Source organism: Pimelobacter sp. 30-1, assembly GCF_018831735.1.
GTDB lineage: Bacteria > Actinomycetota > Actinomycetes > Propionibacteriales > Nocardioidaceae > Nocardioides.
Map to the genome: position 1 here is coordinate 20,818 of NZ_NHTS01000014.1, position 26,699 is coordinate 47,516.

The following is a 26,699-nucleotide window of genomic DNA, read 5'->3' on the forward strand; positions in this document are numbered from 1 at the left end:
CCCTGGATGACCTTCGCCATCGGCAGCGGTTGCGTCGACGTACGAGACCGGTCCTGCGTCGACGTCTGTCCGGTCGACTGCATCTACGAGGGTGACCGCAAGCTCTACATCAACCCGGACGAGTGCATCGACTGCGGCGCGTGCATGACCGAGTGCCCGCAGAACGCGGTCGTCCGGCTCGGCGAGGTGCCGGCCGGTGAGGAGGAGCTCGCGCTCGACAACGCGACGTTCTTCCTCGACGTGCTGCCCGGTCGCAGCGAGCCGATCGGCGCCCCCGGCGAGGCCGCCCCGCTCGGGCGGATCGGGGTCGACACCCCGCTCGTCGCCGCCCTCGCCGGTCGATGAGGAGGAGCCCGGAGATGGAGATCAAGCCCGTAGGAATCGCCCTCGTCGGCTGCGGCGGCATGGGACTGCGCCACGTGCGCGGCTATGCGGCCCTGCGCAACGCCGGTACGCCGGGCGCGGTGCTCGCCGCGGTCTGCGACACCAACGCCGCCCGGCGCGCCGAGGCGGTCGAGCTCTACCGGGCGCTGACCGGCGAGGTCGTCCCGGCCGTGGCCCGGATGGAGGATCTGACGGCCCTGCGCGACGTGGTCGCGGTCGACGTGGCCGTGCCGACGGCGTACCACCTGCCGCTCGCGCTCGAGGCCTTCGGCCGCGGCCTGCACGTCATGGTCGAGAAGCCGATCGCGCTCACCGTGCGCTCGGCCCGGCGGATGACCGAGGCCGCCGCGGAGGCCGGCCTGGTGCTGGCGGTCGCGGAGAACTTCCGGCGCGTGCCCGGCAACCGCGCCTTCCGGGCGCTGCTCGACCAGGGCGAGATCGGGCGGCCGTACTTCACCACGAGCACGCTCTCGATCCCGTCGTCGATGCTGCACCCCACCGGCGGCGAGGTCGCCTGGTACCGCGACCAGAGCCTGTCGGGCTCGCTCGTCGCGCTCGAGATGGGCGTGCACGAGATGGACCTCCTCCAGTACTGGTTCGGGCCGGCCCGCACCGTCGACGCCGTCGTCCGCACCTACGAGCCCGAGCTGGTCCACGCCGACGGCTCGACGACGACGGTGACCAGCGAGGACACCTGCCTGGCCCGGGTCGACTTCGACGACGACCTCTCCGCGCAGGTCACGCTCACGATGGCCGGGCACGGCGAGCCGCTCGGGCAGCGGCTCGTGGTCGGCTCGCGCGGCAGCGTCAGCTCGGCGTGCTGGGAGGGCTGGCAGGACGGCTGGATCGCGCTCGACGACGGCACCCGGGTGCCGGTCGAGGACCGGATCCGGGCCTGGGTCGACGGCCTCGACGCCGACGCCCGGGAGCACTGGCTGCCGCTGGGCACCTGGAACCCCGACGACATCACGCTCGACGTGCAGGACCCGGTCCGCTACGGCGTGGCCTACGAGATCCACGACTTCGCCCGCGCGGTCGCGACCGGCGGCCGGCCCGAGATCGGTGGCCCCGAGGGCACCGACGACCTCGCGGCGGCCATCGCGCTGCTCGAGTCGTCGCTGTCCGGCGGGCCGGTCCAGGTCGCCGACGTGGCCGCGGGTGTGGTCACCCGCTGGCAGGACCCGCTGGACGAGCGGCTGCTCGCCGCCGACGGGACGCGCGATGGCGCACGCTGAGGACCAGCAGACCGTCGGCACGCTGCTGCGGGGCGCACAGGTGTGCGGCCCGTCCGGCGTACCGGAGGTGGGCGACGTGCTGCTCGTCGGTACGGCGATCGCCGCCGTCGCCCGCGACCTCGGCGGCGTGCCCGGCGCGCTGCCGGTGGCGGAGGTCGACGCGGCGGGGCACCTGCTGGTGCCCTCGTTCGTCGACCAGCACTCCCACCCCACCGGGGGCGGGGGAGGGGGCGGCCCCGAGACGCTGAGCTTCCCGATCCCCTTCGAGCGGTACGCCGCCGCCGGGATCGGCACCGTCGTCGGCTGCTCCGGCAACGACTCGGTGGTCCGGCGGCCCGAGGCGCTGCTCGCCCGGGTCAAGGGGCTGCGCCGGCTCGGCCTCAACGCGCACCTGTACACCGGCGAGATCGGCTACCCGCCCGAGACCATCACCGGCTCGATCCGCCGCGACCTCGCGCTCGTCGACGAGGTGCGCGGCGTCAAGGCCGCGATCGGCGGCCGCGGCAGCATCGTGCGCCGCAGCCAGCTCGCCGACCTCGCCGGCGAGGCGGCCCGCGGCAGCCGGAGCGCCGGCCGGGCGCCGGTCCTGCACCTGCACGTCGAGCCCGACGTCGCCGGCATCCGGCTCGTCGCCCGCGCGATCGCGCACGGTGACGTCGCGCCCGAGACGGTGACCGTCACCCACGTCAACTGGAACGACGCCGTGCTCGACGAGGCGATCGGCCTCGCCGAGCGGGGCGTCAACGTCGACGTCACCGCCTGCATCCGCCCCGAGTTCTTCCCCGGGACCATCGATCCGCTCGTCGCGCTGCGCGCGCTCCTCGACCAGGTCGACGCCGCGCGCGTGACGATCTCGTCGGACGCGGGCGGCAACCACCCCGACGGCCACGGCGGCCCTGACGGCCACGGCGCGCTGGTGATGCACCAGCCGGACCTGCTGGCCGACATCTTCGCCGCGGGCCTGCGGACCGGGCTGCTCGCCGTGCCCGAGCTGGTGCGGGTCTTCGCGGCCAACCCGGCCGCGCGGCTCGGGCTCACCGACGTGGGCGCGGTGCGGGTGGGGGCCCGGGCCGACGTGCTGCTGGTCGAGGCGGACAGCGGGCGGATCGCGTCGGCGTACCTGGCCGGGCGGCGGGTGGTCGCGGCCGGTCAGCCGGTCGTGCGCGACCAGGCCCAGAACCTCCCGGCCGAGGGCTCCCGGTGACCGGGGCTCCGGGGGATGTCGTCGGCTGGCGGCGCCGGTTCCACCGGGAGCCCGAGCTGGGCTTCCTGGAGTACCGCACCGCGGCGGCGGTCGCCGAGCGCCTCGAGACCCTCGGGTACGACGTCCGCCTCGGCGCCCGCGTGCTCGACCCCGCCCTGCGGATCGGCGTCCCCGAGGACACCGAGACCGCGTGGCAGGCCGCGCTGGACGACGGCGTGCCGCGCCGCCTGCTGGACCCGATGCGCGGCGGCCTGACCGGCGTCGTGGCCCGGCTCGACGGCAACCGGCCGGGGCCGTGCGTCGCGCTCCGGTTCGACCTGGACGCGCTGCCGATCGCCGAGGCGGCGACGGCGGACCACCCTCCGGCGGCGGCCGGCTTCGCCTCGGCCCACCCCGGCGTGATGCACGCCTGCGGCCACGACGGGCACACCGCCGTCGGCCTGGCACTGGCCGAGCGGCTCGCGGACGGCGACTTCCCGGGCTCGGTGCGGCTGGTGTTCCAGCCCGCCGAGGAGGGACTGCGCGGCGCTCGCGCGATGGCGATCGCGGAGAACCTCGACCAGGTCGACCTCTGCTACGCCTTCCACCTCGGCATGGGCGCGCCGACCGGCACGGTCCACGGCGGGACCACCGGGTCGCTGGCCTCGACCAAGCTGCGGGTGACCTTCACCGGGGCCGCCGCGCACGCGGGCATGACGCCGCAGGAGGGCCGCAACGCCCTGCTCGCGGCCGCGCACGCGACGCTCGCGGTCCACTCGCTGGTGCAGCACGGGAGTGCGAGCACCCGGGTCAACGTCGGCGCGCTCGTCGCCGACGGGACCTCCAACGTCATCCCCGCGCACGCCGTGCTCCGGCTCGAGGTCCGCGCCGACGACTCCGCGGCCTGCGCCGGCCTGGAGGAGCGCGTGCTCGTCGCGATCGAGTCCGCGGCCGCGATGTTCGGCGTCGCGGTGGCGATCGAGGTGACCGGCAAGGCGCCGGCCGTGGTCTGCGACCAGGACCTCGTCGAGCACGTCGTCACCGTCGCGACGGGCGTCCCCGGTGTCACCGAGGCGCACGCGCGGCTCCACGACGGCGGCAGCGACGACGCCTCGTGGCTCATCGACGCGGTCCGGGCCCAGGGCGGGCGCGGTACCTACCTCGTCGTCGGCGCGACCCACCCCTCCGGGCACCACAGCGACCGCTTCGACCTCGACGAGCGCGCGCTGCCGATCGCCGTCGACTTGCTCGCGCGGCTGATCGGCGCCCCGCCGGCCCGATGAGGCCGGGCTCAGTCGACGTGCGTGGTGGTGGCGCGCCAGGAGGGCTCGGTGCCCTCGGGCGCGGCCAGCCGGTCGCCCAGCAGGCTCAGGAGCGAGCGCAGCTCACCGTCGCGGTGGGCGTTCTGGAGCTCGACCACCCGGCGTACGTCGCCCGCGGCGGCCGCGTCGGCGATCGCGAAGTGCTCGTCCGCGCTGGCCCGGGCGGCGTCGACGTCCTGGAGGTAGAGCGACCGGTAGGCGTCGGCGTTCCAGGCCTGCCGGATCGAGTCGACCAGGTGCTCGTGGCGCTCGGCGGTGCAGAGCTCGAAGTGGAACTCGCGGTTGGCGTAGGTCGCGGCGACCCGGTCGTTGCGGGCCAGGGCCGCGGCGGTCTCGTCGGCGGCGCGGCGGATCTTGGCGATGCGCTCGGGGGTCAGCCGCGGGACGGCCAGCGCGACCGCCTCGGTCTCGAGCAGCTCGCGGATCCGGTAGAGGTCGCTGAGGACGTCGAGGCTCATCACGGCGATCTCGTAGCCGCGGTGGGGTTCGTAGACGACCTGGCGCTCGCCCTCGAGGATGCGCAGGGCGTCGCGCACGGGTGCGCGGCTCACGCCGAGCTCCTTGGAGATCGCGTCGACGTTGAGGCGCGAGCCCACGACGTACTCACCTTCGAGCAGGGCGCGCCGCAGCTCGGAGAGCACCGCCTCCACCTGGGTGGGGGGTTTCTGGAACACGCCGGTCGTCATGGAGCTCCTCTTGCATCCAGGATCCAATGGTCGGACTGTAGCAGTGTGCACGCTAGCGGCTCGGCGCTCGCGATGGGTGGTACGTGCCACACAACGGTCTCCGCGGCCGGTCGTATCGTGGGCGCGGGCACCGGCCGGGAGCCCGAGCAGGGGGAGTGCAGTGACCATTCGTGAGGTGGCCGCCTTCGTCGCGCGCCTGTCCGTCGACGACCTTCCGCCGGCCACGCTGCGCCGGGCCCGCGAGGGGCTGCGCGACACCGTGGGCGTCGCCGTCGCCGGGTCCACGACGAGCGCGGCCCAGGCCGCGGCCCGGGCGTTCGCCGAGGACACCGGCCCCTTCCGCACGCTGGTGCCGGGAGCGCCCCGGCACGGCGCGACCGGCGCGGCATTCCGCAGCGCCGTGGCCGCCAGCGCGCTGGACTACGACGACGGCCACTACCAGGGCGGCGCCATCCACGCGGCGTCCGTCATCGTCCCGACGATCCTCGTCGCGGCCTCGACCCGGCCGGTCGACGGGGACCGGCTCGTCGAGGCGCACGTGGCGGCGTACGAGGTGGCGATGCGGCTCGCGCACCTGCTCTGGCCGCGCGACGAGGCCGTCGACCGCTGGTACTGCACCGGGACGGCGGCCGCGGTCGGCGCCGCTGCCGGTGCGGCCAAGGTGCGCGGCGCCGACGAGGACGGCATCCGCCGCGCCCTCCAGATCGCCTGGGCGCACGCGCCGATGGCCGCGCTGCAGTGGCCGATGGTCAAGGAGGCGATCGGCTGGTCGGCGGTCACCGCGCTCAACGCGTGCCTGCTCGCCGAGGCCGGCTTCATGGCGGGCACCGGGCCGGGGCCGGTCCCGGACGCGCCCGCGATCTTCCCCCCGACGCCGTTCGACGAGCCGCGGGCGGCCGACGACCCGTTCGTCACCTCGCTGGGCACGACCTTCGAGATCGAGCGCTCCTACCTCAAGCCCTATCCGGCCTGCCGCTACACGCACACCGCGCTCGACGTGGTCGGCGAGCTGCTGGCCGACGGCCTCGCTCCCGGCGAGGTCGACCGGATCACCGTGCGCACCCACCGGTGGGCGACCTTCCTCGACTACCGCCGCCCGCCGAGCCTGGAGCACGCGCAGTACAGCTATCCCTTCGTGCTCGGCACCCTGCTGACCCACGGCCGGGTCACGCCGGTGGAGATGAGCGACGCGGCGATCGCCGACCCGCGGGTGCTCGCCCGGGCCGACCGGGTCGAGGTGGTCCACGACCCGGCGCTCGACGCGCACCTGCCCGACCACTACGCCACCCAGGTCGAGGTGACCCTGACATCGGGCCGGCGGATCGTGTGCCCGCCGCGGCTCGACGCCCGCGGCGACCTCACCCGGCCGCTGCCCGAGGCCGAGCTGCGCGCCAAGCTCCTCGCCTGCGTGGGCCCGCACCTCGGGGACGCCGCCGAGCCGCTCGCCGACGCCTTCGCCGCGGGCGCCGGGTCGGAGCGGCTGTGGGAGCTGCTGGGCTAGGTCCCGCAACATCGCATCCTGTACATTGGATCCAATAACGGATTCAGAGGAGCGGGTCATGCGCACGTTGAATGTCGCGGTCATCGGGGCCGGACCGGCCGGGGCCTACGCCGCCGAGGCGCTGCTCAAGGCGGACGTCGCCGAGCTGGCGGCCACGGTCGACGTCATCGACCGGCTGCCCACGCCGTGGGGCCTGGTCCGCTCGGGCGTGGCTCCGGACCACCCGCAGATCAAGTCCGTGACCCGGGTCTTCGAGCGGATCGCCGACCGGCCCGGCTTCCGGTTCGTCGGCGGGGTGCGGGTCGGGGCCGATATCGCCCACGACGAGCTCCTGGAGCGCTACGACGCGCTCGTCTACTGCCTCGGCGCCGAGGCTCCCCGGCACCTCGGGGTGCCGGGCGAGGCGCTGGCGGGCGTCGTACCGGCGATCGATCTGGTGCGCTGGTACAACGCGCACCCCGACGCGGCCGGTTCGCCGCTGCCCGCGGGAGCCCGCCGGGCGGCCGTGATCGGCAACGGCAATGTCGCGCTCGACTGCGCGCGGATGCTCATCCAGGACCCCCGGCGCCTGCACGCCACCGATGCCTCGGTCACCGCCGTCGCCGCCCTCGCGGAGAGCCCGGTCGCCGAGGTCGTCGTGGTCGGCCGGCGAGGCGCCGCCGACGCGTCGTTCACGCTGGCCGAGCTGCAGGAGCTCGGCGGCCTCGACGACGTCGAGATCGCCGTCGAGGGCGACGACCTGGTCGGCGACGAGCCGGCGGTCGCGCTGCTGCGCACCTACGCCGAGCGCCCCGCCCGCCCGGGCGCGCGCCGGCTGGTGTTCCGCTTCCACGCCGTGACGGTCGGGATCGCCGGCCAGGGCGCCGTCACCGGCCTCCAGGTCGTGCCGAACGGCGAGGGCGTGGCGACGATCCCGTGCGACGTCGTCGTCCCGGCGATCGGCTTCGAGGTGCGCGCCCCCGAGGGCCTGCCGCTCGACGAGCGGGGCGTCGTCGTCCACGAGGACGGCCGGGTCGCCCCCGGCGTGTACGTCGCGGGCTGGGCCAAGCGCGGCCCCTCCGGCGTGATCGGCACCAACCGCCGCGACGCGGCGCAGACCGTCGCCGTCCTGCTCGCCGACGTGGCGAGCGGCGCGATCGCGGCCGGGCTGCGCACCGACGGGATCGACGACCTGCTGCGCGAGCGCGACGTCGTACCGGTGCCGCTCGAGGGCTGGCGCGCGATCGACGCCGCCGAGCGCGAGGCCGGCGAGCGGTCTGAGCGCCCGCGGGTCAAGCTCGCGACGTACCCGGACCTGCGCGATGCCGCCGCCGGTCAGCGCTTGCGCGGCCGGTAGCTCAACGCCGAGTGCCAGGGCGTCCCGGCCGCCGCCTCCTCCGCGGGATCGCTCAGGTGGGCGAGGAGCACCGCGAGCTCGTGGTCGCGGTGCTCGTTCTGGAGCTTGATCACCGCGCCCGCATCGCCTGCGGCCGCCGCATCGGCGATGCCCGCGTGGTCGGCGGCGATGCTCAGCGCGGTGTCGAGGTCGCGCAGGTAGAGCGACCGGTAGGCGTCGGCGTTCCACATCCCGGTGATCGCCACGACCAGCTGCTCGTGGCGCGGCGCCCGGAACAGCCCGAAGTGGAAGTCGCGGTTGGCGTACGTCGCCGCCACCCGGTCACCGGCCAGCAGCGCCGAGGTGATCGCCGCCGCCTGCTCGCGCAGGGTCGCGACCGCCGCGGCCGACAGCGTCGGTACGGCCAGCGCGACGGCCTCGGCCTCGAGCAGCTCGCGTGAGCGGTAGAGATCGAAGAGGGCGTCCATGCCCATCTCCGGCACGAGGTAGCCGCGGTGCGCCTCGTAGACGACCTGCTGCTCGCCCTCGAGGATGCGCAGGGCATCGCGCACCGGCGCCCGGCTGGTGCCCAGCTGCTTGGAGATCGCGTCGACGTTGAGCCGCGCGCCGGCGGGGTAGTCGCCCTCGAGGAGCGCCCGGCGGAGCTCGATGAGCACCGCCTCGACCGTGGTCATGGGTTTGTGGAAGGACCCTGCTCCGGGCACGCGTGGCTCCTCTCGGTGGCGGTCAGGGTACTCCGAGTGGGGTGCTTGGTGGGTGAGCGTTGTTGCGGTGGCGGCCGCGCTTAGCCGACCGTCCCCCGCCGTCAAGGCCCTCCGCTTCGCTCCGGCCGCTGCGCGGCGGGCTTCGCCCGGCCTTGACTGCGGGGCCCTGACGGCCGGCTGGGGGCGCGACAACGGCACGGGCTCCGCCCGCGCCGCCGCTGTGCGGCCGCCACCTTCGCCGCCCCTGCCGCGTCCGCCGCCTCGTCGGCTTCGCCGCCTTGGCGGCTTCCGTCGCCGCCCTCGCGGCCTCCGGCGCTCCTGGGGCCTGGCCTGGCTGGGCGGGCGGGCGAGCTGCCCTGCGCGTCGCTCGGGGTGGCCAGGGCTTGACATAGGATATTGGCTATTGCATCGTGGATCCAATACTGGATCTTGGAGGTAATACATGTCGCGTCCCGACCCTGAGGCGATCGAGCGCTACCGGGTGGCCATGGAGAAGTTCTGGCACCCCGTGTCCCGGTCCGAGGATCTCCTCGACCAGCCGGTGAAGGTCGAGATCCTCGACCAGAGCATCACGATCGTGCGTCTCGACGACGAGGTCGCCGCGTTCCCCGATGTCTGCCGTCACCTCGGTGCCGCGCTGTCGCTCGGGGACGTCGTCCAGGGTGGTCAGGCGCTGCGCTGCCGCTACCACGGGTGGTCCTACGACAAGTCGGGTCAGTGCGTGGACATCCCGCTGCGGGCGTCGGAGAAGATCCCCGCCCAGGCCCGGGTACGCCGCTACCTGACCCAGGAGCGCTACGGCCTGGTGTGGGTGTGCCTGGCCGAGGAGCCGGCGGCCGACCTGCCGCCGTACCCGGAGTTCGACGACGAGGACTACTACAAGAACGAGCTCGTGGTGCACGAGGAGTGGGCGGCCAGTGCGCCGCGCCTGGTGATGGCCGCGCTCGACGACACGCACTTCGCGTGGGTGCACCCGGGGACGCTCGGGGTGGCCGAGCAGCCGACGATGCCGCAGCGGGTGGGGGACATCCCGGTCAAGGTCGAGGGTGCCGAGCTGACCTCGCAGTACCGGACGGTGCTGCCGGCCGGGCCGCTGGCGGGGGTCATGGCCGAGGAGGGCGACGGGGCGGTCGCGACCGAGGTCGAGGTGGCCGACGTGGAGTTCATCAACACGGCGACGCCGAACTCGATGAAGAACGTCCTCGTCTCCGAGCACGGGACGTCGGTGACGTGGAACGTCTACCTGCCGATCTCCTACAACCGGACGCTGACGTTCACCCAGCTCTCGCGCACGTACGACAAGGACCCGCGCTTCGACGCCGAGATCGAGGAGTTCAACCTCGGGGTCAAGCAGGAGGACAAGGCCATCGTCGAGAGCCAGCAGCCGTGGCTGCTGCCGCCGCTCAAGGCGCAGATGATCCTCTACGTCCGCCCCGAGGACGTGCCGCTCATCGAGTTCCAGAAGATGGTCGAGCGCCACGGCATCCCGCAGGTCTGAGAGGTACGCCGTGACGACCGACGAGCGGACCCGGCCCGAGCTCGACTCCAAGGCGCTGCTGACCTCCATCCTCCAGGCGGGCGCGCGGATCTACATGCACATCGCCGAGGCGACCCTGGAGTCCGGGGCGCCGCAGGCCGAGGCCGCCGTCCGCGCGCACCTGCGCGGGTACGGCGGCTGGCGGGGCCAGGAGATGCGCCAGGCGCACGTCGCGCTGGGCGGGACCGTCGACATGCAGACGCTGATGCAGCGCTGGGACAGCGCGAGCACCTACGTCGTCAAGGACGAGATGGAGGCCGACGGCACCTACACGCCCGGGGACGTGCAGTTCGACGTGCACTACTGCCCGGCGTCGTTGGCGTGGAAGGAGGCCGGCTTCCACCGGTGGGGCCACGTCTACTGCGACGAGGTGCACCAGTCGATCGCCGGCAGCTACCACCCCGACGGGGTCGTGGTGATCCCGCTCAACCTGATGAAGGGCGACAGCCACTGCGCCTTCCGCTGGGTGCTGCCGCCGACGGCCCGCACCGTCGAGCAGGAGGTGACGCCGCTCGGGCGCGAGCTCGCGCAGATGTACCCGGACGCCGACACCGGGCCCGAGGACGGCGCCCGGCTCGCCCAGACGCGGACCTCGCGGCTCATCGCCGGGCGGTTCCTCACCTTCGCGCGGGCGCTCGAGGAGCACGACGTGCCCGAGAGCGTCCTGGTCGAGGGGATGCGGCGCTGGGCGACCCACCGCGGCACGCTGCTGGCCGAGGCGATCACCGGGCGGTCCGCGTACGCGTTCCTGGCCAACCTCGACCTCGCGCCGCTCACGGTGTGGCGCCACGAGCTGGTCGAGACGGGGTCGTCGCTGGTGGTGCGGGTCGCGGGCACCCCGATCGACGACATGTTCGGGCACTACGAGGTGGGCGAGCGGGCGCGGGTGTTCTGGGACGCGTTCCCGCACCTGGTGCGGGCGTTCGACCCGAGCCTGGAGTGCGAGGTCCGGCTCAGCGACGCCGCGACGCCGGCGCTGCGGGAGATCGAGCTCCGCACGACCTGAGCCCCGGGCGGTAGGTTCCGCGCATGTCCGTCACCCTCCAGCCGCTCACGGGCGGCAACGGCATCGCGCTGACCTCCGCCCGGCCCGGGCCCGACCTCGCGGCCGCGGGCTGGACCGAGGTGGAGTACGCCGCCTCCGGCACCGCACGCGCGGCCGATCCCGCCCTGGGGTCGGCCGCGTTCAGCACCCGGGTGGTTGTCCGGCGGCCGGAGTCGGTGCCCGCGAGCGGCACCCTGGTCGTCGAGTGGCTCAACGTGAGCAGCGGCGCCGACGCGGCGCCGGACTGGACCTACCTGGCCGACGAGCTCGTCCGCCAGGGCCATGCCTGGGCGGGCGTCTCGGCCCAGTACAACGGCATCGCGAGCGGCGCGGCCACGGTCGCCGTCGAGGGCGTCGCGCTCCAGGGGCTCACCGGCGTCGACCCCGAGCGGTACGGCGGCCTGCGCCACCCCGGCGACGCCTTCGCGCACGGGATCTTCACCGAGGTCGCCCGGGCGCTCGCCGCGCAGACCGGTGCCGAGCGGGTGCTGGCGATCGGCGAGTCGCAGTCGGCGTACCTGCTGACGACGTACGTCAACCGGGTGCACGACACGGAGCGCTTCTTCGACGGCTTCCTGATCCACAGCCGCGGCGACGTCGCCGCGCCGCTCGGCGAGGCCGGCCGCGGGATCGACCTCGTGGCGGCCCGGGAGAACCGGGAGCCGGAGCCGCTGCGCGACGACCTCGACGTGCCGGTGATCGTGCTGCAGGCCGAGGGCGACCTGCTCGGGCGGCTGAACTTCCTGCCCGCCCGGCAGCCCGACCACGCCGGGCTGCGGGTCTGGGAGATCGCGGGCGCGGCCCACGTGGACCTCTTCCAGATCGGCGAGTTCGAGGCCTTCCTCGGCTGTGCCGACCCGGTCAACCGCGGCCAGCAGGCCTATGTCGTCCGGGCCGCGCTCCGCCACCTCGACCGCTGGGCGCGCGGGGGAGCGCCGGCCCCGTCCGCGCCGCCGCTGGAGATCGCCGGCGGTGCGTTCGTGCGCGACGAGCTCGGCATCGTCCGCGGCGGCGTGCGGACGCCGGTGGTGGACGCGCCGGCCGACGTCCCGTCCGGGCAGGCCGGGCCCGGGGCGTCGGTGATCTGCGAGCTGTTCGGGCGGACCCTGCCGCTGCCGGACGGTGCGTGGGAGCGGCGCTGGGCGAGCCGCGCGGACTACCTCGCGGCGTACGAGCGCGCCACGGACGCGGCGATCGCCGCGGGCTTCGTCGTACCGGAGGACCGGGCGGCGGTGCTGGCGGAAGCACGTCCCCAACCTCAAGGAACCTAGAGCACGCGTGCCGCCGACTACCCGGTCACTTCTTTACCAAGTGCCACCGGGCCCTTGGGCAACGCTCGCCGGTGCTGGCGTATAGCACGCGGCACCAAACTCCTCCGAAAGTGACGCCCGACACACCCGCTGCGGGCGGATCCTGCACACCGGTTGTCGGGCGAGGGACGCACCTCGAAGGGGCAATCATGCGTGGACTGATTCGTGTGCTCACCGGTCTGGTGGCGGTGATGCTGGTGGCGGCCGGCTGCGGTGGCGGCGGGGGCGGCGCCGACGACGGGAAGACCCGCATCGCGGCGATCTTCTCCGGACCGACGACCGACGCCGACTACAACGCGCTCGGCCTGGAGGCGCTCAAGGCGGCCGAGAAGGACGGCGCCGAGGTGTCGTACTCCGAGAGCGTCGCCGTTCCCGACATCGAGCGGGTCCTCCAGGAGTACGTCGCCGACGGCTTCAACGTGATCTGGACCCACGGCTCGCAGTTCTACGAGGCCACGGCCAAGATCGCCGAGCAGAACCCCGACGTGCGCTTCATCGGTGAGTTCGACGGCGAGCCCGAGGGCCAGCCGGACAACGTGTGGGTCATCGACCGCAACTTCCACACGGTCTTCTACCCGATCGGCGTGCTGGCCACGAACCTCACCAAGAAGGGCGAGGTCGGCTACCTGGGCGGCCTGAGCCTGCCGTTCTCGTACTCCGAGGTCCACGCCGTCGAGCAGGCGATCAAGGACAGCGGCAAGGACGTCGAGCTGAACCCCGTGTGGAGCGGCGACTTCAACGACACCGTCAAGGCCCAGCAGCTCACCAGCCAGCTGATCTCCGGCGGCGCCGACGTCATCATCACCTCGCTCAACCTCGGCGTGGTGGGCGCCTTCAAGGCCGTCAACGACACCGCTCCGGGCGCGGCCTGGGTGACGGTGAAGTACACCGACAAGTCGCAGAACGGCCCCGACCACTACGCGGCCACCGTGCTCTACGACTTCAAGCTGCCGCTGACCGAGATCCTCGCGGACCTCGACAAGGGCACCACCCAGGGCCACTACGTCATCGGCTTCGGCAAGGGCGCCAGCGTCGACGTGGGCGACAACGTCCCGGCCGAGGTCAAGGCGGAGGTCGAGAAGGCGGTCGCCGGGATCACCGACGGGTCCATCAAGGTCGAGCTCGACCAGGCCGAGGTGAAGTGACCATGGAGAACCCGCGTCTGGAGATGCGGGGGATCGTCAAGACCTTCGGACCGGTCACCGCGCTGGACTCCGTCGACCTCGTGGTCGGGCGGAACGAGGTGCACGGTCTGCTCGGTGGCAACGGCGCCGGCAAGACGACGCTGATGAACGTCCTCTACGGGCTCTACCGGCCCAACGCCGGCGAGGTCCTCCTCGACGGTCAGCCGGCCAGCATCGGCTCGCCCCGGGACGCCATCGCGGCCGGGGTCGGCATGGTCCACCAGACGTTCCTCCAGGTCGACAACTACACCGTCACCGAGAACATCGTGCTCGGGACCGACGTACCGGGAGCGCTCCGGCTCGACCTCAGCGAGGCGCGGGAGCGGATCCGCGAGCTGAGCGAGCGGTTCGGGCTCACCGTCGACCCCGACGCGGTCGTCGAGGAGCTGCCGGTCGGCGTGCGCCAGCGGGTGGAGATCCTCAAGGCGCTCTACCGCGGGGCCAAGGTCCTCATCCTCGACGAGCCCACCACCAACCTCACCCCGCAGGAGGTCGACGACCTCTTCGGCTCGATGCGGGCGATGGTGGACGACGGGATGAGCGTCGTGCTCATCACCCACAAGATCCGCGAGACGCTCAGCGTCTGCGACCGGATGACGGTGATGCGCGACGGGCGCCGGGTCGAGACGATCGAGCGCGCGGACACCGATGCCGAGCACCTCGCCGAGAAGATGGTCGGCAGCACCACGGACCCGGGAGCCGCGGTCGACGCCGCGGCCCTCGGGGCGGTCGACGCCGACAAGGTCGAGGAGTCCCTCTCGTCCGTCGGTACGACGACCGCCGTCGCCGTGCGCGACCTCGTCGTGGTCAACGACCAGGGCCACGAGCTGATCCAGGGCTTCGACCTGGAGCTGCGCGAGGGCGAGATCGTCGGCATCGCCGGCGTCGCCGGCAACGGCCAGGTCGAGCTGGCCGAGGCGCTCGCCGGTGTCCGGCCGCTGCGCGCGGGAACGGTGGAGGTCGGGGGTCGCGCCATGGGCGGGCTCGCCACCTCGGCCTGGCTCGAGCACGGCGTGGCCTACGTCCCCGAGGACCGGCACCGCGACGGCATCCTGCCGACGGCGAGCATCACCGAGAACCTGGTGCTCGGCTCGCAGCGCAGCCCGAAGGTGCGCCGGATGGGGCTGATCGACTGGGGTGCCGCCAAGCAGCGGGCCGTCGAGGCGATCGCCGAGTTCTCGGTGCGCGCCAACGGTCCCGGCACGCTGGTGGGCGACCTGTCGGGCGGCAACATCCAGCGGGTGATCCTGGCCCGGGCGTTCGCCCGGCAGCCGCGGATGCTGATCCTGCACAACCCGACCCGCGGTCTCGACATCGGCTCGACGCGGTTCGTCTACCAGCAGGTCCGCACGGCCACGGCGGCCGGCTGCGCGGTCCTGCTCATCTCCGAGGACCTGGACGAGGTGATCGCCCTGTCCGACCGGGTGATCGCGCTCTACCAGGGGTCGCAGGCCGGTGCGTGGCCGCACGGCTCGGTGGATGCGTACGAGGTCGGCCGCAGCATGACCGGACTGGGAGAAGCTCGTGTCTGAGACGACGATGACCGCTCCGCCGTCGGCACCGCCGGCGGCCCCCGAGGCCCGCGGCTCGCGCCGCGTCGCCGACGCGCTGTGGCTGGTGGTGCCGTACGTCCTGTCCGTGGTGGCGGCATTCGCCGTCGGCGGCCTGATCATCCTCGCCCTCGGGCAGGACCCGGTCGCCGCGTTCGAGTCGGTGCTCACGACGAGCTTCAACACCCGGTTCGGCACGGTCGAGACCCTCCACAAGTGGGTCCCGGTGCTGCTGTGCGCCTATGCCTTCGCGATCCCGCTCGCGACCGGCAAGTTCAACATCGGCGCCGAGGGGCAGCTGCTCGTCGGCGCGACCGGAGGTGTCGCCGTCGGCATCCTCTGGTCGGACCTGCCGATGATCGTGCTGCTGCCGTGCGTCCTGCTCGCCGGTGCCCTCGCGGGCGCGGTGTGGTCGGGCATCGCGGCGTTCCTCATGGTGAAGTTCAACGTCAACGAGATCCTCAGCACGGTGGTGCTGAACTTCATCTCCTTCCAGCTCATCGACTACGTCGCCAGCCACGTGTGGCCCGACCGGGGTGCCGGTCACCCCGCGACGGTCCGGGTGGGGGAGGGCGCGCTGCTGCCGGGCATCGGCCAGGCGCCGCCGCTGCACTCGGGCGTGATCATCACGCTCGTGCTGGTGGTCGTCATCGCGATCTTCATGCGTCGTACGTCGACGGGCTTCGAGATGCGCGCGGTCGGCGCCAACCTGCGGGCCGCGCAGGTGCACGGCATCCGGACCTCCCGGCTCGCCGGGGCGGGTCTGGTCGTCGGTGGTGCGGTGGCCGGCCTGGCCGGTGCGATCGAGGTGGCCGGCGTGCACGGCAAGATGCTCGAGGGGATGCAGTCCAACTTCCTGATCCTCGGCATCATCGTGGGCCTGATGGCCCGCGGCAGCATGATCGCGATCCCGTTCATCGCCTTCGGCATCGCCGTCCTCGAGGTCGGCGCCGGGTCGATGCAGCGCACCGCGCAGGTCCCGGTCGAGATGGTGCTCATCATCGAGGCGCTGATTCTGCTGTTCCTGCTCCTGTCCGACATCGCCCGCGCCAAGCTCAGGAGGAACTGACATGGGAGAGATCACCGAGCTCCTGACCCTGATGATCCCGGCGATGGTGCCGTTCCTGCTCGCCGCGCAGGGCACCGTCCTGAGCGGCCGGGCCGGCGTCTTCAACGTCTCGCAGGAGGGCCTCATGGTCCTCGGCGCGGCGGTCGGCTTCCTGGTCAGCTTCAAGGTCGGCAGCAACACCGTCGGCATGGCCGCTGCCTTCGCGATCGCCGGTGTCTTCGGCCTCGTGCTGGCGTACATGACCACCCAGCTGCGGCTGGACCAGTTCGTCGTCGGCCTGGCGCTGTACTTCGCCGCGCTCGGCGCCGCCGGTCTGCTCTACCGCGAGGTGATCGGCGTGACCATGGAGCCGCCGCTCATCCCGACGCTGGAGGACAAGCCGATCCCGCTGCTCTCGGACATCCCGTTCCTGGGAGAGGTGCTGTTCGACCACGACCTGGTCGTCTACCTCGCGTTCGCGATCTCCGTGGGCATCTGGTGGTTCATGTACAAGACCCGCAGCGGGCTGGCGTTCCGCTCGATCGGCGAGAACCCCAAGGCGGCCGACAGCCTCGGCATCAACGTCACCTGGGCGCGGACCTGGTCGACCGTCGTGGGCTCCGGCCTCGTCGGCATGGCCGGTGCCTACCTGCCGATGGTCTACACGGGCCTCTACACCGAGGGCATGGTGGCCGGTCGTGGCTGGCTGGTCATCGCGCTGGCCTTCCTCGGCGGCTGGCGTCCGCACCTGGTGATCGCCGGGGCGGCGTTCTTCGCCGGCATGGAGGTGCTCGCGCTGCGGGCCCAGGTCGCGGGGATCGGCATCCCGCACCAGTTCGTCCTGATGCTGCCGTACGTCGCCACGCTGCTGGTGATGGTCTTCGCGTTCCGCTGGGCGCGGCAGCCGTCCTTCCTCGGCCGCAACTACGACCGGGAGAGCCGCCTGGTGGGCTGATCCACGCTCAGCTCCACCAGGAGACGGAGAACCAGGGCGGTGACCTCACCAGGTCGCCGCCCTGGTTCACGTCCGGGCCTCCGCCGAGCGCGCGTCAGGCGAGCCCGAGGTAGTTGAGCCAGAGCCGGGTCAGGTCCTCGGTCGCCTGGTCGACGTCCTCGCGGTGGCCGAAGACGTACCAGAGGTAGGCCAGGCGCTCGGTCATCGCGCCGAGCAGGAACGCGGCCGTGGCCGGGTCGACCTCGGGCGCGACCTGGCCGGCCGCCTGCCAGCGGGCGATCGCGCGCTCGGTGCGGCTGCGGTAGTAGCGGTTGCGCTCGGCCAGGACGCCGGGCACGTCGGGCTGCTCCAGCGCGGCCGCCTCGACGCAGGTCCAGAAGGCGGCATTGCGCTTGAACGCCGTGAGGTAGAGGCGGTTGGTCTCGCGGATCCGCTGCGCGGGGTCGACCGCGCCGGGCTCGGCGGGCACCAGCTCGCCGTAGACCTCGTCCTCGACGGTGATGAGCAGCTGGCGGAACAGGTCGTCCTTGTTCTCGAAGTGCAGGTAGAACGTGCCGACGGAGACGTCGGCCTCCTTGGTGATGTCGGAGATGCGGGTCTTGTGCAGACCCTTGCGCTCCAGCACCCGCCGTCCGGCGCGCAGCAGCGCACCGCGCGTCCGGCTGCCCTGGGTCGTGGCCGCGGCCCGCTCGCTCATCGGCCCGCTCCTCGTGGCGGCATCCGCAGCAGCGCCGTCCAGGCGTCGGCGACGGCGGCCGTCGCGGCCTCGACGTCGAACCCGTCGCCCTCGTGGGACCACTGCTGCACGGCCTGCTCGGTCAGCGCGATGAGGGCGTCGACCACGACGGCGCTCGCGACGCCCGGGTCGATCCACCCCTGCTCGGCCCAGAAGCCGAGCTCGTCGGTGAGGGTGCGCGTCAACGGGTCGGGCTGGTCGCGCAGCGCGGTGGCGACCTGGACGTTGCCGAGCGCGGCGGCGTTGATCATCCGCCAGGTCGCGGCGCCCTCGGCGAGGCGGCCGACCTGGAGCCGGACCACCTCGTGCAGCCAGGCCCGGGCGCTCTCGGCATCGGAGAACCGGGCCCGCGGGACCTGGGCGGCCAGCTCGTGGCGGGCCTGCTCTACGACCTCGAGGAAGAGCCCCTCCTTGGTGTCGAAGTAGGTGTAGAAGCTCCCCGCCGCGACGCCGGCGCGCTTGGTCACGTCGATCACCCGGGCGCCGTGCAGGCCCTTCTCGGTGAAGACGTCGACGGCAGCGTCGACCAGCGCCTGCCGGGTCGGAGGGAGGGTCACCGGGCCGCCTCTCGGGGACGTGGTTGGTCGATCGGACTGCCCGAAGGCTAGCCAGTGCATCGGCGGGACGCCAGAAATGAACACCAATTCAGAGCATCTGAATTTCGCGTCACCACCTGTGGCATCGAGTGCCGAATTGCCGTTTCCCGCCTGGGCAGGCGGGATTCTCTGTGCCTGGATCGACCTCCTGTGTCCCTTGACACACCTTCCGGCGGCGCGATAGGACTACCCACATGAACGGAAATTCAACGCGCTTCGAGGGCCGTCGGGTGCTCGTCACCGGTGGTGCCCGCGGGCTCGGCGCCGCGATCGCCGCGTCCTTCGTCGCGGCCGGCGCCCGGGTCGCGGTGTGGGACGCGCCCGCTCCGATGGAGCTCGGCTACCCGCTCGCCGGGAGCGCCGAGCTCGACGCGGCCCGGGCCGCGGTCGGCCCCACCGGTCACGTCGCGGCGGTCGACGTCCGCGACGTCGCGCAGGTCCGCGCCGCCGTGCCCGCGACCGGCGCCGCGCTCGGCGGCGGGCTCGACGTCGTCGTGTGCGCGGCGGGCGTGCGCACCGCGGCCACCGCGGCCACGATGACCGACGCCGCGTGGGATGCCGTCGTCGACACCAACCTGCACGGGACCTACCACGTGCTGCGCGAGTCCCTCGCCCACCTGGAGGAGTCCGGCCGTGGCCGGATCGTCGTGGTCGCCGCCGAGGAGGGACGCCGCGGCGCCTTCGGGCTGAGCCACTACGCGGCCGCCGCGTGGGGTCAGATCGGGCTGGCCAAGTCGCTGGCCCACGAGGTCGCCGGGCACGGCATCGCGGTCGGGGTCGTGTGCCCCGGCGTGATGGACACCGCGATGAGCGACGACCCGTCGTACTGGGCGGTGCTCCAGGCGGGGCGCGACGGCTCGCAGGCCGTGACCGGTCCCGACCGCGCCGCGGCCGAGCACGCGCTGCGCGTGCGCCACCCCAGCAGCACGACGTACGTCGACGTCGACGCGGTCGTCCGCGCCGTCGAGCAGCTCGTCGCCGAGCCCGGCCTCGACCGCACCGGCGCCGTCGTCGACGTCTCGGCCGGCCTGGCCGCCACCAACACGGCCTGAGCCGCCGACCGACCACGACATCGAGGAGACAACGATGAGGAATTTCGACGGCCGGACCGCCCTGGTCACCGGCGCCGCCAAGGGGCAGGGCCGCTCCCACGCGATCGCGCTCGCGCAGCGCGGCGCCAACGTGGTGCTGGTCGACATCGCCGCGCAGATCCCCTGCGCGTCGCGGATGGGCACGCCTGAGGAGCTCGACGAGACCGCACGGATCGTCGAGTCGCTCGGCGCGCCCTGCCTGACCCTCAAGGCCGACACCCGCAGCCCCGAGCAGATGCGCGACGTCGTCGCCGCCACCGTCGACCGGTTCGGGCGGGTCGACGTGCTGCTCGCCAACGCCGGCATCGCCGCCTTCGGCCCGGTCCGGGAGATGGCCGACGACGTGTGGCGCGACGTCGTCGACGTCAACCTGGGCGGTGTGGCGGCCAGCATCCGCGCCGTCGCGCCGGTGATGGCCGAGCAGCGTGCGGGCCGGATCGTGGCGACCGCCTCGGCGGTCGGTCGCGAGGGCGGTCCCAACAATGCCAACTACGCGGCCTCGAAGTGGGGTGTGATCGGACTCGTGAAGTCCGTCGCGATCGAGCTGGCGCCCTACGGCGTGACGGTCAACGCGATCTCGCCCATGTCCGTGTCCACCGACATGTGCCACAACGACCTCACCTACGGCCTCTTCCGTCCCGACCTGGCCGCGCCCACCACCGACGACGTCCGCGACACCTTCGCCACGCTCAACCCGATGGCCGTGCCGTGGCTCGAGGTCGGCGACGCCACCGAGGCCGTCCTCTTCCTCGCCTCCGACGAGGCCCGCTACATCACCGGTACGGCGCTCGACGTCGCCGGTGGCTGGAACGCCTTCCACAGCGCCTGACGCGCACCCGCTGCACGAACCCGACTACCCAGGAGCCTCCCCGTGACCTTCGACCCGACCGACAAGCTCTCCGACCTCGCCGCCGGTGGCCCGGCGCTGTTCTTCCCCGACCCGCCGGCCCAGGTCACCTTCAACTTCGACCAGGGCATCGCGGCCGAGGAGACCTTCCCGCTCGACGACTTCCGCCGGCTGATGGGCGAGGTCCTCGACCGCGACGGTGGCCGGGCCCTGGAGTACATCTCCTTCGGCTACGAGGAGGAGACCGACCAGATCGTCTACCTGCCGTCGTACATCGAGCTGATGCTGGGCCACACCGGGCTGCGCGAGAAGGTCGCCGCCTGGATCTCCCGGACCCAGGACGTGCCGGACCTCGGCGCCGACAACCTGATCCTGACCTCCGGTTCGGTGCAGGCGATCGCGCTCGCGGTCAACGCGCTGGTCAACCCCGGTGACGGCGTCCTGGTCGAGAAGGCGACGTTCCCCTACGCCATGCGCTTCATGCAGATGCGCGGCGCCGACCTGCGCACCGTCGAGATCGACGAGCACGGCCTGGTCATCGAGTCGCTGGTCGAGCGGCTCGAGGAGATGCGCCGCGACGGCGTGACGCCCAAGCTGCTCTACGTCATCCCGACCTTCCAGCTGCCGACCTGCGTGGTCATGCCCGAGGACCGCCGGCGCCGCCTGCTCGAGGTCGCCGAGGAGTACGACTTCGTCATCCTCGAGGACTCGATCTACGCCGACCTGCGCTACGGCGGCGACCCGGTCCCGTCGCTGCTGAGCATGGACACCAACGGCCGGGTGATCCAGAGCCACGGCTTCTCCAAGGTGCTCGCCCCCGCGCTGCGGATCGGCTGGATCACCGCACCGGAGCCGCTCATCCACGCGCTCGCGTCGGTCCGCCAGGACCTCGGCGTCAGCCAGTGGATCTGCCGGATGCTCGAGCAGTACCTCGAGGAGGGCCTGCTCGACCCGCACATCGAGCGGGCCAACGCGGTCTACCGCCGCAAGCGCGACCTCGCCGTCAAGGCGGTGCGCGAGCACTGCGGCGGGCTGGTCAGCTTCGACGTGCCCGACGGCGGCTACTACCTCTGGCTCAAGATCGCCGAGAACGTCGACTGGGAGAAGGCCCAGCACGAGGCCGCGATGGCCGGTGTCTTCTGCCGTCCCGGCGAGAAGTTCCTCGGCCAGGAGGCCGGCCAGGGCTACCTGCGCCTCGCCTACAGCCACGCGCCCGACCACGAGCTCGAGCGCGGCATCAAGGCCCTCGGCGAGGCGATCGTCGCGAACGCACGCTGACCGGCCGCTGACCCACCCCCACCTGCTGTTCCCGGCGCCCGCGCCGGGGACGGAGCTCGGGCGCCCGAAAACACCCGACCCAACCCCACGAGAGGAATGCCCGTGCCTTCCAACAACCTCCCTCGCGCACGCCGCCGCCGCGGCGCCGCGATCGCCGCCCTGGTGGTCGCTGCCACCGTGGCGCTCGCCGGCTGCAACAGCTCCGACTCCGGTTCCGACGACGGCCCGGCGGCCAGCGGTCCCTGGCTGGACGAGGCCAAGGCCGCCGCCGAGACGGCCGTGCAGGTGCCGACCGAGATCGCCGTCAAGGCGCTCGGGCCGGTCGAGCCGCCGGCGTCCATGACCGTGTACTTCGTCGGCTGCGACCAGTCGATCCCGGGCTGCGTGGCCCAGGTCGAGGGCGTGCGCCAGGCCACCGACGCCCTCGGCTTCGACCTGGAGGTCTGCGACGCCAAGAGCGACGTCGCTTCGTTCCAGAACTGCATGAGCCAGGCGGTCAACGCCAAGCCCGACGTCATCGTCAACAACGCCCGGCCCTCGGCCGACGCGTCCGAGGCCTACGCCAAGGCGCACGAGCTGAAGATCCCGGTGATCGGCCAGTTCACCGCGCAGCTCCCAGACCCCGCGAAGGGCAACACCGTCGAGGTCGGCAACGTCTGCCAGATCGAGGGCGAGCTGCTCGGGAACTACATCGTCTCGGAGTCGGGCGGCAAGGCGAACGTCGCGATCTTCGCCGACACCGTCTACCAGTGCAACGGCCAGCGGGCCGACGGCGTCAAGGCCGCGCTCGACAAGTGCCCCAGCTGCAAGGTGAGCGTCGACCGGTTCAGCGTCGCGACCGCGCAGACCGACCTGCCGCCGGCCCTCCAGGCCAAGATCCAGTCGAACCCGCAGCTCAATTGGGTGGTCAGCACGCCCGGCTTCTCCGGCGTGATGGCGGCGGACGCCGTGCGCCAGGCGGGCAAGGAGGACGGCATCTCCGTCGGCACCTTCGACGGTGACGAGCCCACCCTCGCGCTGGTCCGCCAGGGCGACATCATCAAGGCCGACGTGGCCTCCGGCGTCTACGAGAACGGCTGGACCGTCGTCGACGCGGCGCTGCGGCTCAAGGCGGGGCAGACCATCCCGGACAACATCGAGAACCCGACCCAGCTCCTGATGACCCAGGACAGCGCGCCGAAGAGCGGCACCTACGAGGGCGCGGACGGCTTCCGCGACCAGTTCAAGGCGCTCTGGGGCGTCAGCTGAGTCCTGGGTGAGGAGAGCGGAGACCACGATGACCACGGACGACACGGCAGCCCTGGAGCTGCACGGGATCGTCAAGACGTTCCCCGGGCAGCGGGCCCTCGACGGCGTCGACTTCACCGTCGCGCGCGGCGAGATCCACGCCCTGCTGGGCCACAACGGCTCCGGGAAGTCGACCCTGATCAAGGTGCTCTCCGGGTTCCACCACCCCGACGACGGGCGCTGCTCCGTCGCCGGATCGCGACTGCGGTTCGGCGACGGGGTGGCGGTCAGCCGGGCCGGCGTCCGGATCATCCACCAGGACATCGGCCTGGTCGACGAGCTGTCGGTGCTGGAGAACCTCCGGCTCGGCGTCGGCACCTACCGGGCCGGGACGCTCGGGGCGATCCGCTGGCGCGGGGAGCGCTCGGCGGCCCGGGCCCGGCTCGACGACCTCGGGCTCGGGCACCTGGACCCCGACGCCGAGGTGGCCGGACTCTCCGCGGTCGAGCGCACCGAGGTCGCCATCGCCCGGGCCATCGACGACCCCGACGCGATCCGGGTCCTCGTCCTCGACGAGGCCTCGGCGGCGCTGCCCGAGGAGCAGGTCCAGCACCTCTTCCGGCTGGTCCGCACGCTCGCCGCCCGCGGCGTCGGTGTCGTCTACGTGACCCACCGGCTGGAGGAGGTCATCGACCTCGCCGACCGGGTGACCGTGCTGCGCGACGGCGCGGTGGTGCTCCAGGAGAGCGTCTCCACGCTCACTCGCGAGGACCTCGCCCGGGTGATCGCGGGCAGCGAGGTCGGCGCCGTGCACGCGAGCGACCGCGCCGCCGGTCGTACGACGGGCGCCCCGGTGCTCGAGCTCGACGACGTCGTCGCCGGGCGCGAGCTCGCCGGTGCCAGCCTGTCCCTGCGCGAGGGCGAGGTGCTCGGCGTGGCCGGCCTGGCCGGATCCGGCGTGCACGAGGTGGTCCGCCTGCTCCAGGGCAGGGCGCCGCTGCACCGCGGCCGGGTCACGGTCGCCGGCGCGCCGGTGCCGCGGCCCGGCGTCCGGTCGCTGCGGCGGCTCGGCGTCGCGGTGCTGCCCGGCGAGCGCGACCAGAAGCGGATCACGGGCATGACCGTGGCCGAGAACATCACGATCGCCGACCTGTCGCCGTACTGGCGCGGGGGGCGGTTCCGGCACCGTGCCGAGCGCGCGGACGCCGTCGCCCTCGTCGAGCGCTACCGGATCCGGCCGCCCGACGTGCAGCGGCCGATCGAGCTGCTCAGCGGCGGCAACGCCCAGAAGGCCTACGTGGCGCGCCTCCTGCGCACCGCACCGCGCGTGCTGGTGCTGGAGGAGCCCACCCACGGCGTCGATGTCGGCGGTACCGCCGAGATCCTGCGCCTCCTCGTCGAAGCGGCACGCACCGAGGGCACCGCCGTCCTCCTGTGCTCCTCCGACACCGACGACCTCGCCGCCACCTGTGACCGCGTCCTGGTGCTGCGCGACGGCGTCGTCGCCGACGAACTGACCGACAAGGAGATCACCCGTGAGCGAATCGTTGAGCTCTGCTACGCAGCAGGCTGAGGAGGTGCCGGCGGCGCGGCCCGCCGAGCACCGGGCGGGCCGGCTCGGCCTCGACCTGCTCGACCGCTGGGCCGGGCCGCTGCTGCTCGTCGCCATGATCGTGGCGTTCACCATCGCCTCGCCCGGCGTCTTCCTCACCAGCAGCAACCTGCTGGCGGTCGTCAACAACCAGACGATCACCGCGGTGGTCGCGCTGGGGCTGCTGTTCCCGCTCGCCGCCGGGGTCTTCGACATCTCCATCGGCGGTGTGCTCACGTTGTCGGTGATCACCTCGGCCTGGACCTTCCAGCAGACGGCCGGCTCGATGCCGGTGCCGCTCGCCATCTTGATCACCCTGGCGGTCGGCTCGTGCGCGGGACTGGTCAACGCGCTGCTCGTGGTGCGGCTCAGCATCGACCCGTTCATCGTCACGCTCGGGTCCGGCTCGATCTTCCTCGGGGTCTCCCAGCTGGTCGCCAACGGACAGGTCGTCTCGCGCGACATCCCGACGTCCTTCACCGACCTCGGCCGCGGTGAGCTGTTCGGCATCCCGAACCCCATCGTGCTGGTCGTCGTGCTCGCGCTGATCGTGTTCTACGTGCTGGAGATGACCCCGCTGGGCCGGATGATCTACGCCACCGGCTTCGGCCGCGAGCAGTCCCGGCTGGCTGGCGTACCGACCAACCGGATCCTGGTGCTGGCGTTCGTCGTCTCCGGCTTCTGTGCCTCGCTCGCCGGTCTCGTCTACACCTCCCGCATCGGCACCGGGCAGCCGGACGTCGGCGCGCAGTACCTGCTGCCGTCGTACGCCGCGGCGTTCCTCGGCTCGACGATGATCAAGCCGGGCCGGTTCAACGTCCCGGGCCTGCTGGTCGGCCTGGCGATCCTCGCCATCGGCATCAACGGCCTGCAGCTGCAGGGGATCCCGTTCTGGGTGATCTCCACCTTCCAGGGCGGCGCGCTCATCCTCGCCGTCGTCCTCACCAAGCTCCGCAAGCTCTCGGTGCGCGCGGACGGCTGACGCCGCCCGCCGCCGTACCGACCACCTGACAAGGAGAACGACATGGGCAAGCTCGACGGCAGGACCGCGCTGATCACCGGCGCCGCCCGCGGACAGGGACGCTCCCACGCCCTGGCCCTCGCCGCGGAGGGCGCGAACGTGGTCGCGGTCGACCTCTGCGCCGACCTCGCGACCATCCCGTACCCCCTCGCCACCCCCGAGGACCTCGCCGAGACCAAGGCGCAGGTCGAGGCGCTCGGCGTCGTCTGCCACACGGTGCGCGGCGACGTCCGTGACACCGACGCGATCGAGGCGGTCGTCGCCGACGCGGTCGAGAGGTTCGGCTCGCTCGACATCGCCGTCGCCAACGCGGGCGTGTGCGGCTTCGCGAAGTTCTGGGACCTCGACGACGCGGCCTGGGACGAGATGATCGGCGTCGACCTGACCGGCGTCTTCAAGACGATGCGCGCCGCGGTGCGGCCGATGCTCCGCCAGGGACACGGCCGGATCGTCGCCACCTCGTCGATGGGCGGCCGGATGGGCAATCCCAACCTCGCCCACTACGTCGCCGCCAAGTGGGGCGTGATCGGCCTGGTCAAGACGCTCGCCCTGGAGGCGGCCTCGTCGGGGATCACCGTCAACGCGGTCTGCCCGGCCACGGTCGACACCGGGATGGTCCACAACGACGCGCTCTACGGGCTGTTCTGCCCCGACCTCGACGCCCCGACGCGCGAGCAGGTCGAGCCGGCGTACGCCGCGATGAGCCCGATGGGCGTGCCCTGGGTGGCGCCCGAGGACATCTCGAAAGCCGTGCTCTACCTGGTCTCCGACGACGCCCGCTACGTCAGCGGGACGACGATCGACATCAGCACCGCCGCGTCCGCGGGCATGCCGTGAGGGGCTTCAACCCGCCGCACCTGCGGTTCGACGGGATGTCCCAGGCCGTGCGCAGCGGCGACTTCGTGGTGCTCTCGGGCCAGGTGGCGCTCGACGCCTCGGCGCAGATCGCGACGGACGATCCGTACGAGCAGGCCCGGCAGTGCTTCGAGAACATCGGGCTCGCCCTCGCCGAGGCGGGCGCGACACTGGCGCAGGTCACCAAGCTCGTCTGCTACCTGACCGACGCGGCGCACTTCGCGTCGTACAGCAGGGCGAAGGGGGAGGCCTTCACGTCCGGCTCCGCCCCCGCCAGCACGACGGTCGTCGTCTCCGCACTGCTCGACCCGCGGATGCTGCTGGAGGTCGAGGCGTGGGCGTACGTCGGGGAGGCCTCGGCGTGAGCACCGGGACGACCCGGGTCAAGCGCGGCATGGCGGAGATGCTCAAGGGCGGTGTGATCATGGACGTGGTCACCCCCGAGCAGGCCAAGATCGCCGAGGACGCCGGCGCGGT

Annotated in this window: 25 protein-coding genes and 1 pseudogene; 22 read left to right on the plus strand and 4 right to left on the minus strand. The window is 72.8% G+C overall.

Annotated elements, in window-relative coordinates; translation table 11 throughout:
- Nucleotides 1-6: 6 nt before the first annotated feature.
- Genes fdxA through CCO04_RS26060 form a run of 4 tightly spaced genes read left to right on the plus strand, consistent with a single transcriptional unit; the run spans nucleotide 7 to nucleotide 4,085 of the window.
- A complete protein-coding gene (gene fdxA / locus CCO04_RS26045; protein WP_215817101.1) occupies nucleotides 7-345 on the plus strand; it encodes a ferredoxin in 339 nt (112 codons plus the stop codon).
- Between the two features lie 14 nt (nucleotides 346-359).
- Nucleotides 360-1,619 (plus strand): Gfo/Idh/MocA family protein, encoded by a 1,260-nt coding sequence (locus CCO04_RS26050; protein WP_215817102.1) that lies wholly within the window; start codon nucleotides 360-362, stop codon nucleotides 1,617-1,619.
- Nucleotides 1,606-2,823 (plus strand): hypothetical protein, encoded by a 1,218-nt coding sequence (locus tag CCO04_RS26055; RefSeq protein WP_215817103.1) that lies wholly within the window; start codon nucleotides 1,606-1,608, stop codon nucleotides 2,821-2,823. Before CCO04_RS26050 ends, CCO04_RS26055 begins: the two co-directional genes overlap by 14 nt.
- Complete coding sequence (locus CCO04_RS26060; protein ID WP_215817104.1) at nucleotides 2,820-4,085, plus strand: amidohydrolase; 1,266 nt, start codon at nucleotides 2,820-2,822, stop codon at nucleotides 4,083-4,085. The genes CCO04_RS26055 and CCO04_RS26060 overlap by 4 nt, the downstream gene beginning before the upstream one ends.
- 8 nt (nucleotides 4,086-4,093) lie before the next feature.
- On the opposite strand, the gene CCO04_RS26065 is transcribed toward CCO04_RS26060, so the two are convergent.
- Complete coding sequence (locus tag CCO04_RS26065; RefSeq protein WP_215817105.1) at nucleotides 4,094-4,810, minus strand: GntR family transcriptional regulator; 717 nt, start codon at nucleotides 4,808-4,810, stop codon at nucleotides 4,094-4,096.
- A 160-nt stretch (nucleotides 4,811-4,970) separates the two neighbouring features.
- Here CCO04_RS26065 and CCO04_RS26070 point away from each other — a divergent pair, with 160 nt between their 5' ends.
- The gene (locus CCO04_RS26070) at nucleotides 4,971-6,311 is read left to right on the plus strand and encodes an MmgE/PrpD family protein (protein WP_215817106.1); all 1,341 of its coding nucleotides are present in this window, start codon (nucleotides 4,971-4,973) and stop codon (nucleotides 6,309-6,311) included.
- A gap of 58 nt (nucleotides 6,312-6,369) precedes the next feature.
- Entirely contained in the window at nucleotides 6,370-7,647 is a 1,278-nt protein-coding gene (locus CCO04_RS26075; RefSeq protein WP_215817107.1) for an FAD-dependent oxidoreductase, read from the plus strand.
- On the opposite strand, the gene CCO04_RS26080 is transcribed toward CCO04_RS26075, so the two are convergent.
- The gene (locus CCO04_RS26080; RefSeq protein WP_215817108.1) at nucleotides 7,626-8,351 is read right to left on the minus strand and encodes a GntR family transcriptional regulator; all 726 of its coding nucleotides are present in this window, start codon (nucleotides 8,349-8,351) and stop codon (nucleotides 7,626-7,628) included. The genes CCO04_RS26075 and CCO04_RS26080 overlap by 22 nt on opposite strands.
- A gap of 442 nt (nucleotides 8,352-8,793) precedes the next feature.
- On the opposite strand from CCO04_RS26080, the gene CCO04_RS26085 reads away from it, so the two are divergent.
- The 7 genes from CCO04_RS26085 to CCO04_RS26115 all read left to right on the plus strand — a co-directional run bounded on the left by CCO04_RS26085 (nucleotide 8,794) and on the right by CCO04_RS26115 (nucleotide 16,980).
- Nucleotides 8,794-9,849 carry an aromatic ring-hydroxylating dioxygenase subunit alpha gene (locus CCO04_RS26085; RefSeq protein WP_215817109.1) on the plus strand — a complete coding sequence of 352 codons (1,056 nt, stop codon included), beginning with the start codon at nucleotides 8,794-8,796 and terminating at the stop codon, nucleotides 9,847-9,849.
- A gap of 10 nt (nucleotides 9,850-9,859) precedes the next feature.
- A complete protein-coding gene (locus CCO04_RS26090; RefSeq protein ID WP_215817110.1) occupies nucleotides 9,860-10,894 on the plus strand; it encodes an L-2-amino-thiazoline-4-carboxylic acid hydrolase in 1,035 nt (344 codons plus the stop codon).
- A gap of 23 nt (nucleotides 10,895-10,917) precedes the next feature.
- Complete coding sequence (locus tag CCO04_RS26095; RefSeq protein WP_215817111.1) at nucleotides 10,918-12,204, plus strand: alpha/beta hydrolase domain-containing protein; 1,287 nt, start codon at nucleotides 10,918-10,920, stop codon at nucleotides 12,202-12,204.
- 188 nt (nucleotides 12,205-12,392) lie between these two features.
- Nucleotides 12,393-13,388: a BMP family protein gene (locus CCO04_RS26100; RefSeq protein ID WP_215817112.1), complete on the plus strand. Its 996-nt coding sequence runs from the start codon at nucleotides 12,393-12,395 to the stop codon at nucleotides 13,386-13,388.
- 2 nt (nucleotides 13,389-13,390) lie between these two features.
- Complete coding sequence (locus CCO04_RS26105) at nucleotides 13,391-14,959, plus strand: ABC transporter ATP-binding protein (protein WP_215817113.1); 1,569 nt, start codon at nucleotides 13,391-13,393, stop codon at nucleotides 14,957-14,959.
- Entirely contained in the window at nucleotides 14,952-16,046 is a 1,095-nt protein-coding gene (locus tag CCO04_RS26110; RefSeq protein WP_215817114.1) for an ABC transporter permease, read from the plus strand. Before CCO04_RS26105 ends, CCO04_RS26110 begins: the two co-directional genes overlap by 8 nt.
- A 1-nt stretch (nucleotide 16,047) precedes the next feature.
- Nucleotides 16,048-16,980, plus strand: a complete 933-nt coding sequence (locus CCO04_RS26115; RefSeq protein ID WP_215817115.1) for an ABC transporter permease — start codon at nucleotides 16,048-16,050, stop codon at nucleotides 16,978-16,980.
- Between the two features lie 94 nt (nucleotides 16,981-17,074).
- Here CCO04_RS26115 and CCO04_RS26120 read toward each other — a convergent pair whose 3' ends face one another.
- A complete protein-coding gene (locus CCO04_RS26120) occupies nucleotides 17,075-17,677 on the minus strand; it encodes a TetR/AcrR family transcriptional regulator (protein WP_215817116.1) in 603 nt (200 codons plus the stop codon).
- Nucleotides 17,674-18,273 carry a TetR/AcrR family transcriptional regulator gene (locus CCO04_RS26125; protein ID WP_215817117.1) on the minus strand — a complete coding sequence of 200 codons (600 nt, stop codon included), beginning with the start codon at nucleotides 18,271-18,273 and terminating at the stop codon, nucleotides 17,674-17,676. The genes CCO04_RS26120 and CCO04_RS26125 overlap by 4 nt, the downstream gene beginning before the upstream one ends.
- Before the next feature lie 233 nt (nucleotides 18,274-18,506).
- Between CCO04_RS26125 and CCO04_RS26130 the strand changes: the two genes are divergently transcribed.
- From CCO04_RS26130 to CCO04_RS28960, 9 genes and pseudogenes are all read left to right on the plus strand, one after another.
- The gene (locus CCO04_RS26130; RefSeq protein WP_215817118.1) at nucleotides 18,507-19,364 is read left to right on the plus strand and encodes an SDR family NAD(P)-dependent oxidoreductase; all 858 of its coding nucleotides are present in this window, start codon (nucleotides 18,507-18,509) and stop codon (nucleotides 19,362-19,364) included.
- 34 nt (nucleotides 19,365-19,398) lie between these two features.
- Nucleotides 19,399-20,232, plus strand: coding sequence for a mycofactocin-coupled SDR family oxidoreductase (locus tag CCO04_RS26135; RefSeq protein WP_215817119.1), 834 nt, complete (start codon nucleotides 19,399-19,401; stop codon nucleotides 20,230-20,232).
- Nucleotides 20,233-20,274: 42 nt separating this feature from the next.
- Nucleotides 20,275-21,528, plus strand: a complete 1,254-nt coding sequence (locus tag CCO04_RS26140; protein WP_215817120.1) for a PLP-dependent aminotransferase family protein — start codon at nucleotides 20,275-20,277, stop codon at nucleotides 21,526-21,528.
- A gap of 102 nt (nucleotides 21,529-21,630) precedes the next feature.
- Nucleotides 21,631-22,776, plus strand: a complete 1,146-nt coding sequence (locus CCO04_RS26145; protein WP_215817121.1) for a sugar ABC transporter substrate-binding protein — start codon at nucleotides 21,631-21,633, stop codon at nucleotides 22,774-22,776.
- 28 nt (nucleotides 22,777-22,804) lie between these two features.
- Nucleotides 22,805-24,328 (plus strand): sugar ABC transporter ATP-binding protein, encoded by a 1,524-nt coding sequence (locus CCO04_RS26150; protein ID WP_215817122.1) that lies wholly within the window; start codon nucleotides 22,805-22,807, stop codon nucleotides 24,326-24,328.
- Nucleotides 24,291-25,328, plus strand: coding sequence for an ABC transporter permease (locus tag CCO04_RS26155; protein ID WP_215817123.1), 1,038 nt, complete (start codon nucleotides 24,291-24,293; stop codon nucleotides 25,326-25,328). The genes CCO04_RS26150 and CCO04_RS26155 overlap by 38 nt, the downstream gene beginning before the upstream one ends.
- 42 nt (nucleotides 25,329-25,370) lie before the next feature.
- Entirely contained in the window at nucleotides 25,371-26,204 is an 834-nt protein-coding gene (locus CCO04_RS26160) for a mycofactocin-coupled SDR family oxidoreductase (RefSeq protein ID WP_215817124.1), read from the plus strand.
- Entirely contained in the window at nucleotides 26,201-26,587 is a 387-nt protein-coding gene (locus CCO04_RS26165; protein WP_215817125.1) for a RidA family protein, read from the plus strand. The genes CCO04_RS26160 and CCO04_RS26165 overlap by 4 nt, the downstream gene beginning before the upstream one ends.
- Nucleotides 26,584-26,699, plus strand: a pseudogene (locus CCO04_RS28960) (pyridoxal 5'-phosphate synthase lyase subunit PdxS); the annotation flags it as partial. The gene CCO04_RS26165 and the pseudogene CCO04_RS28960, both read left to right, overlap by 4 nt.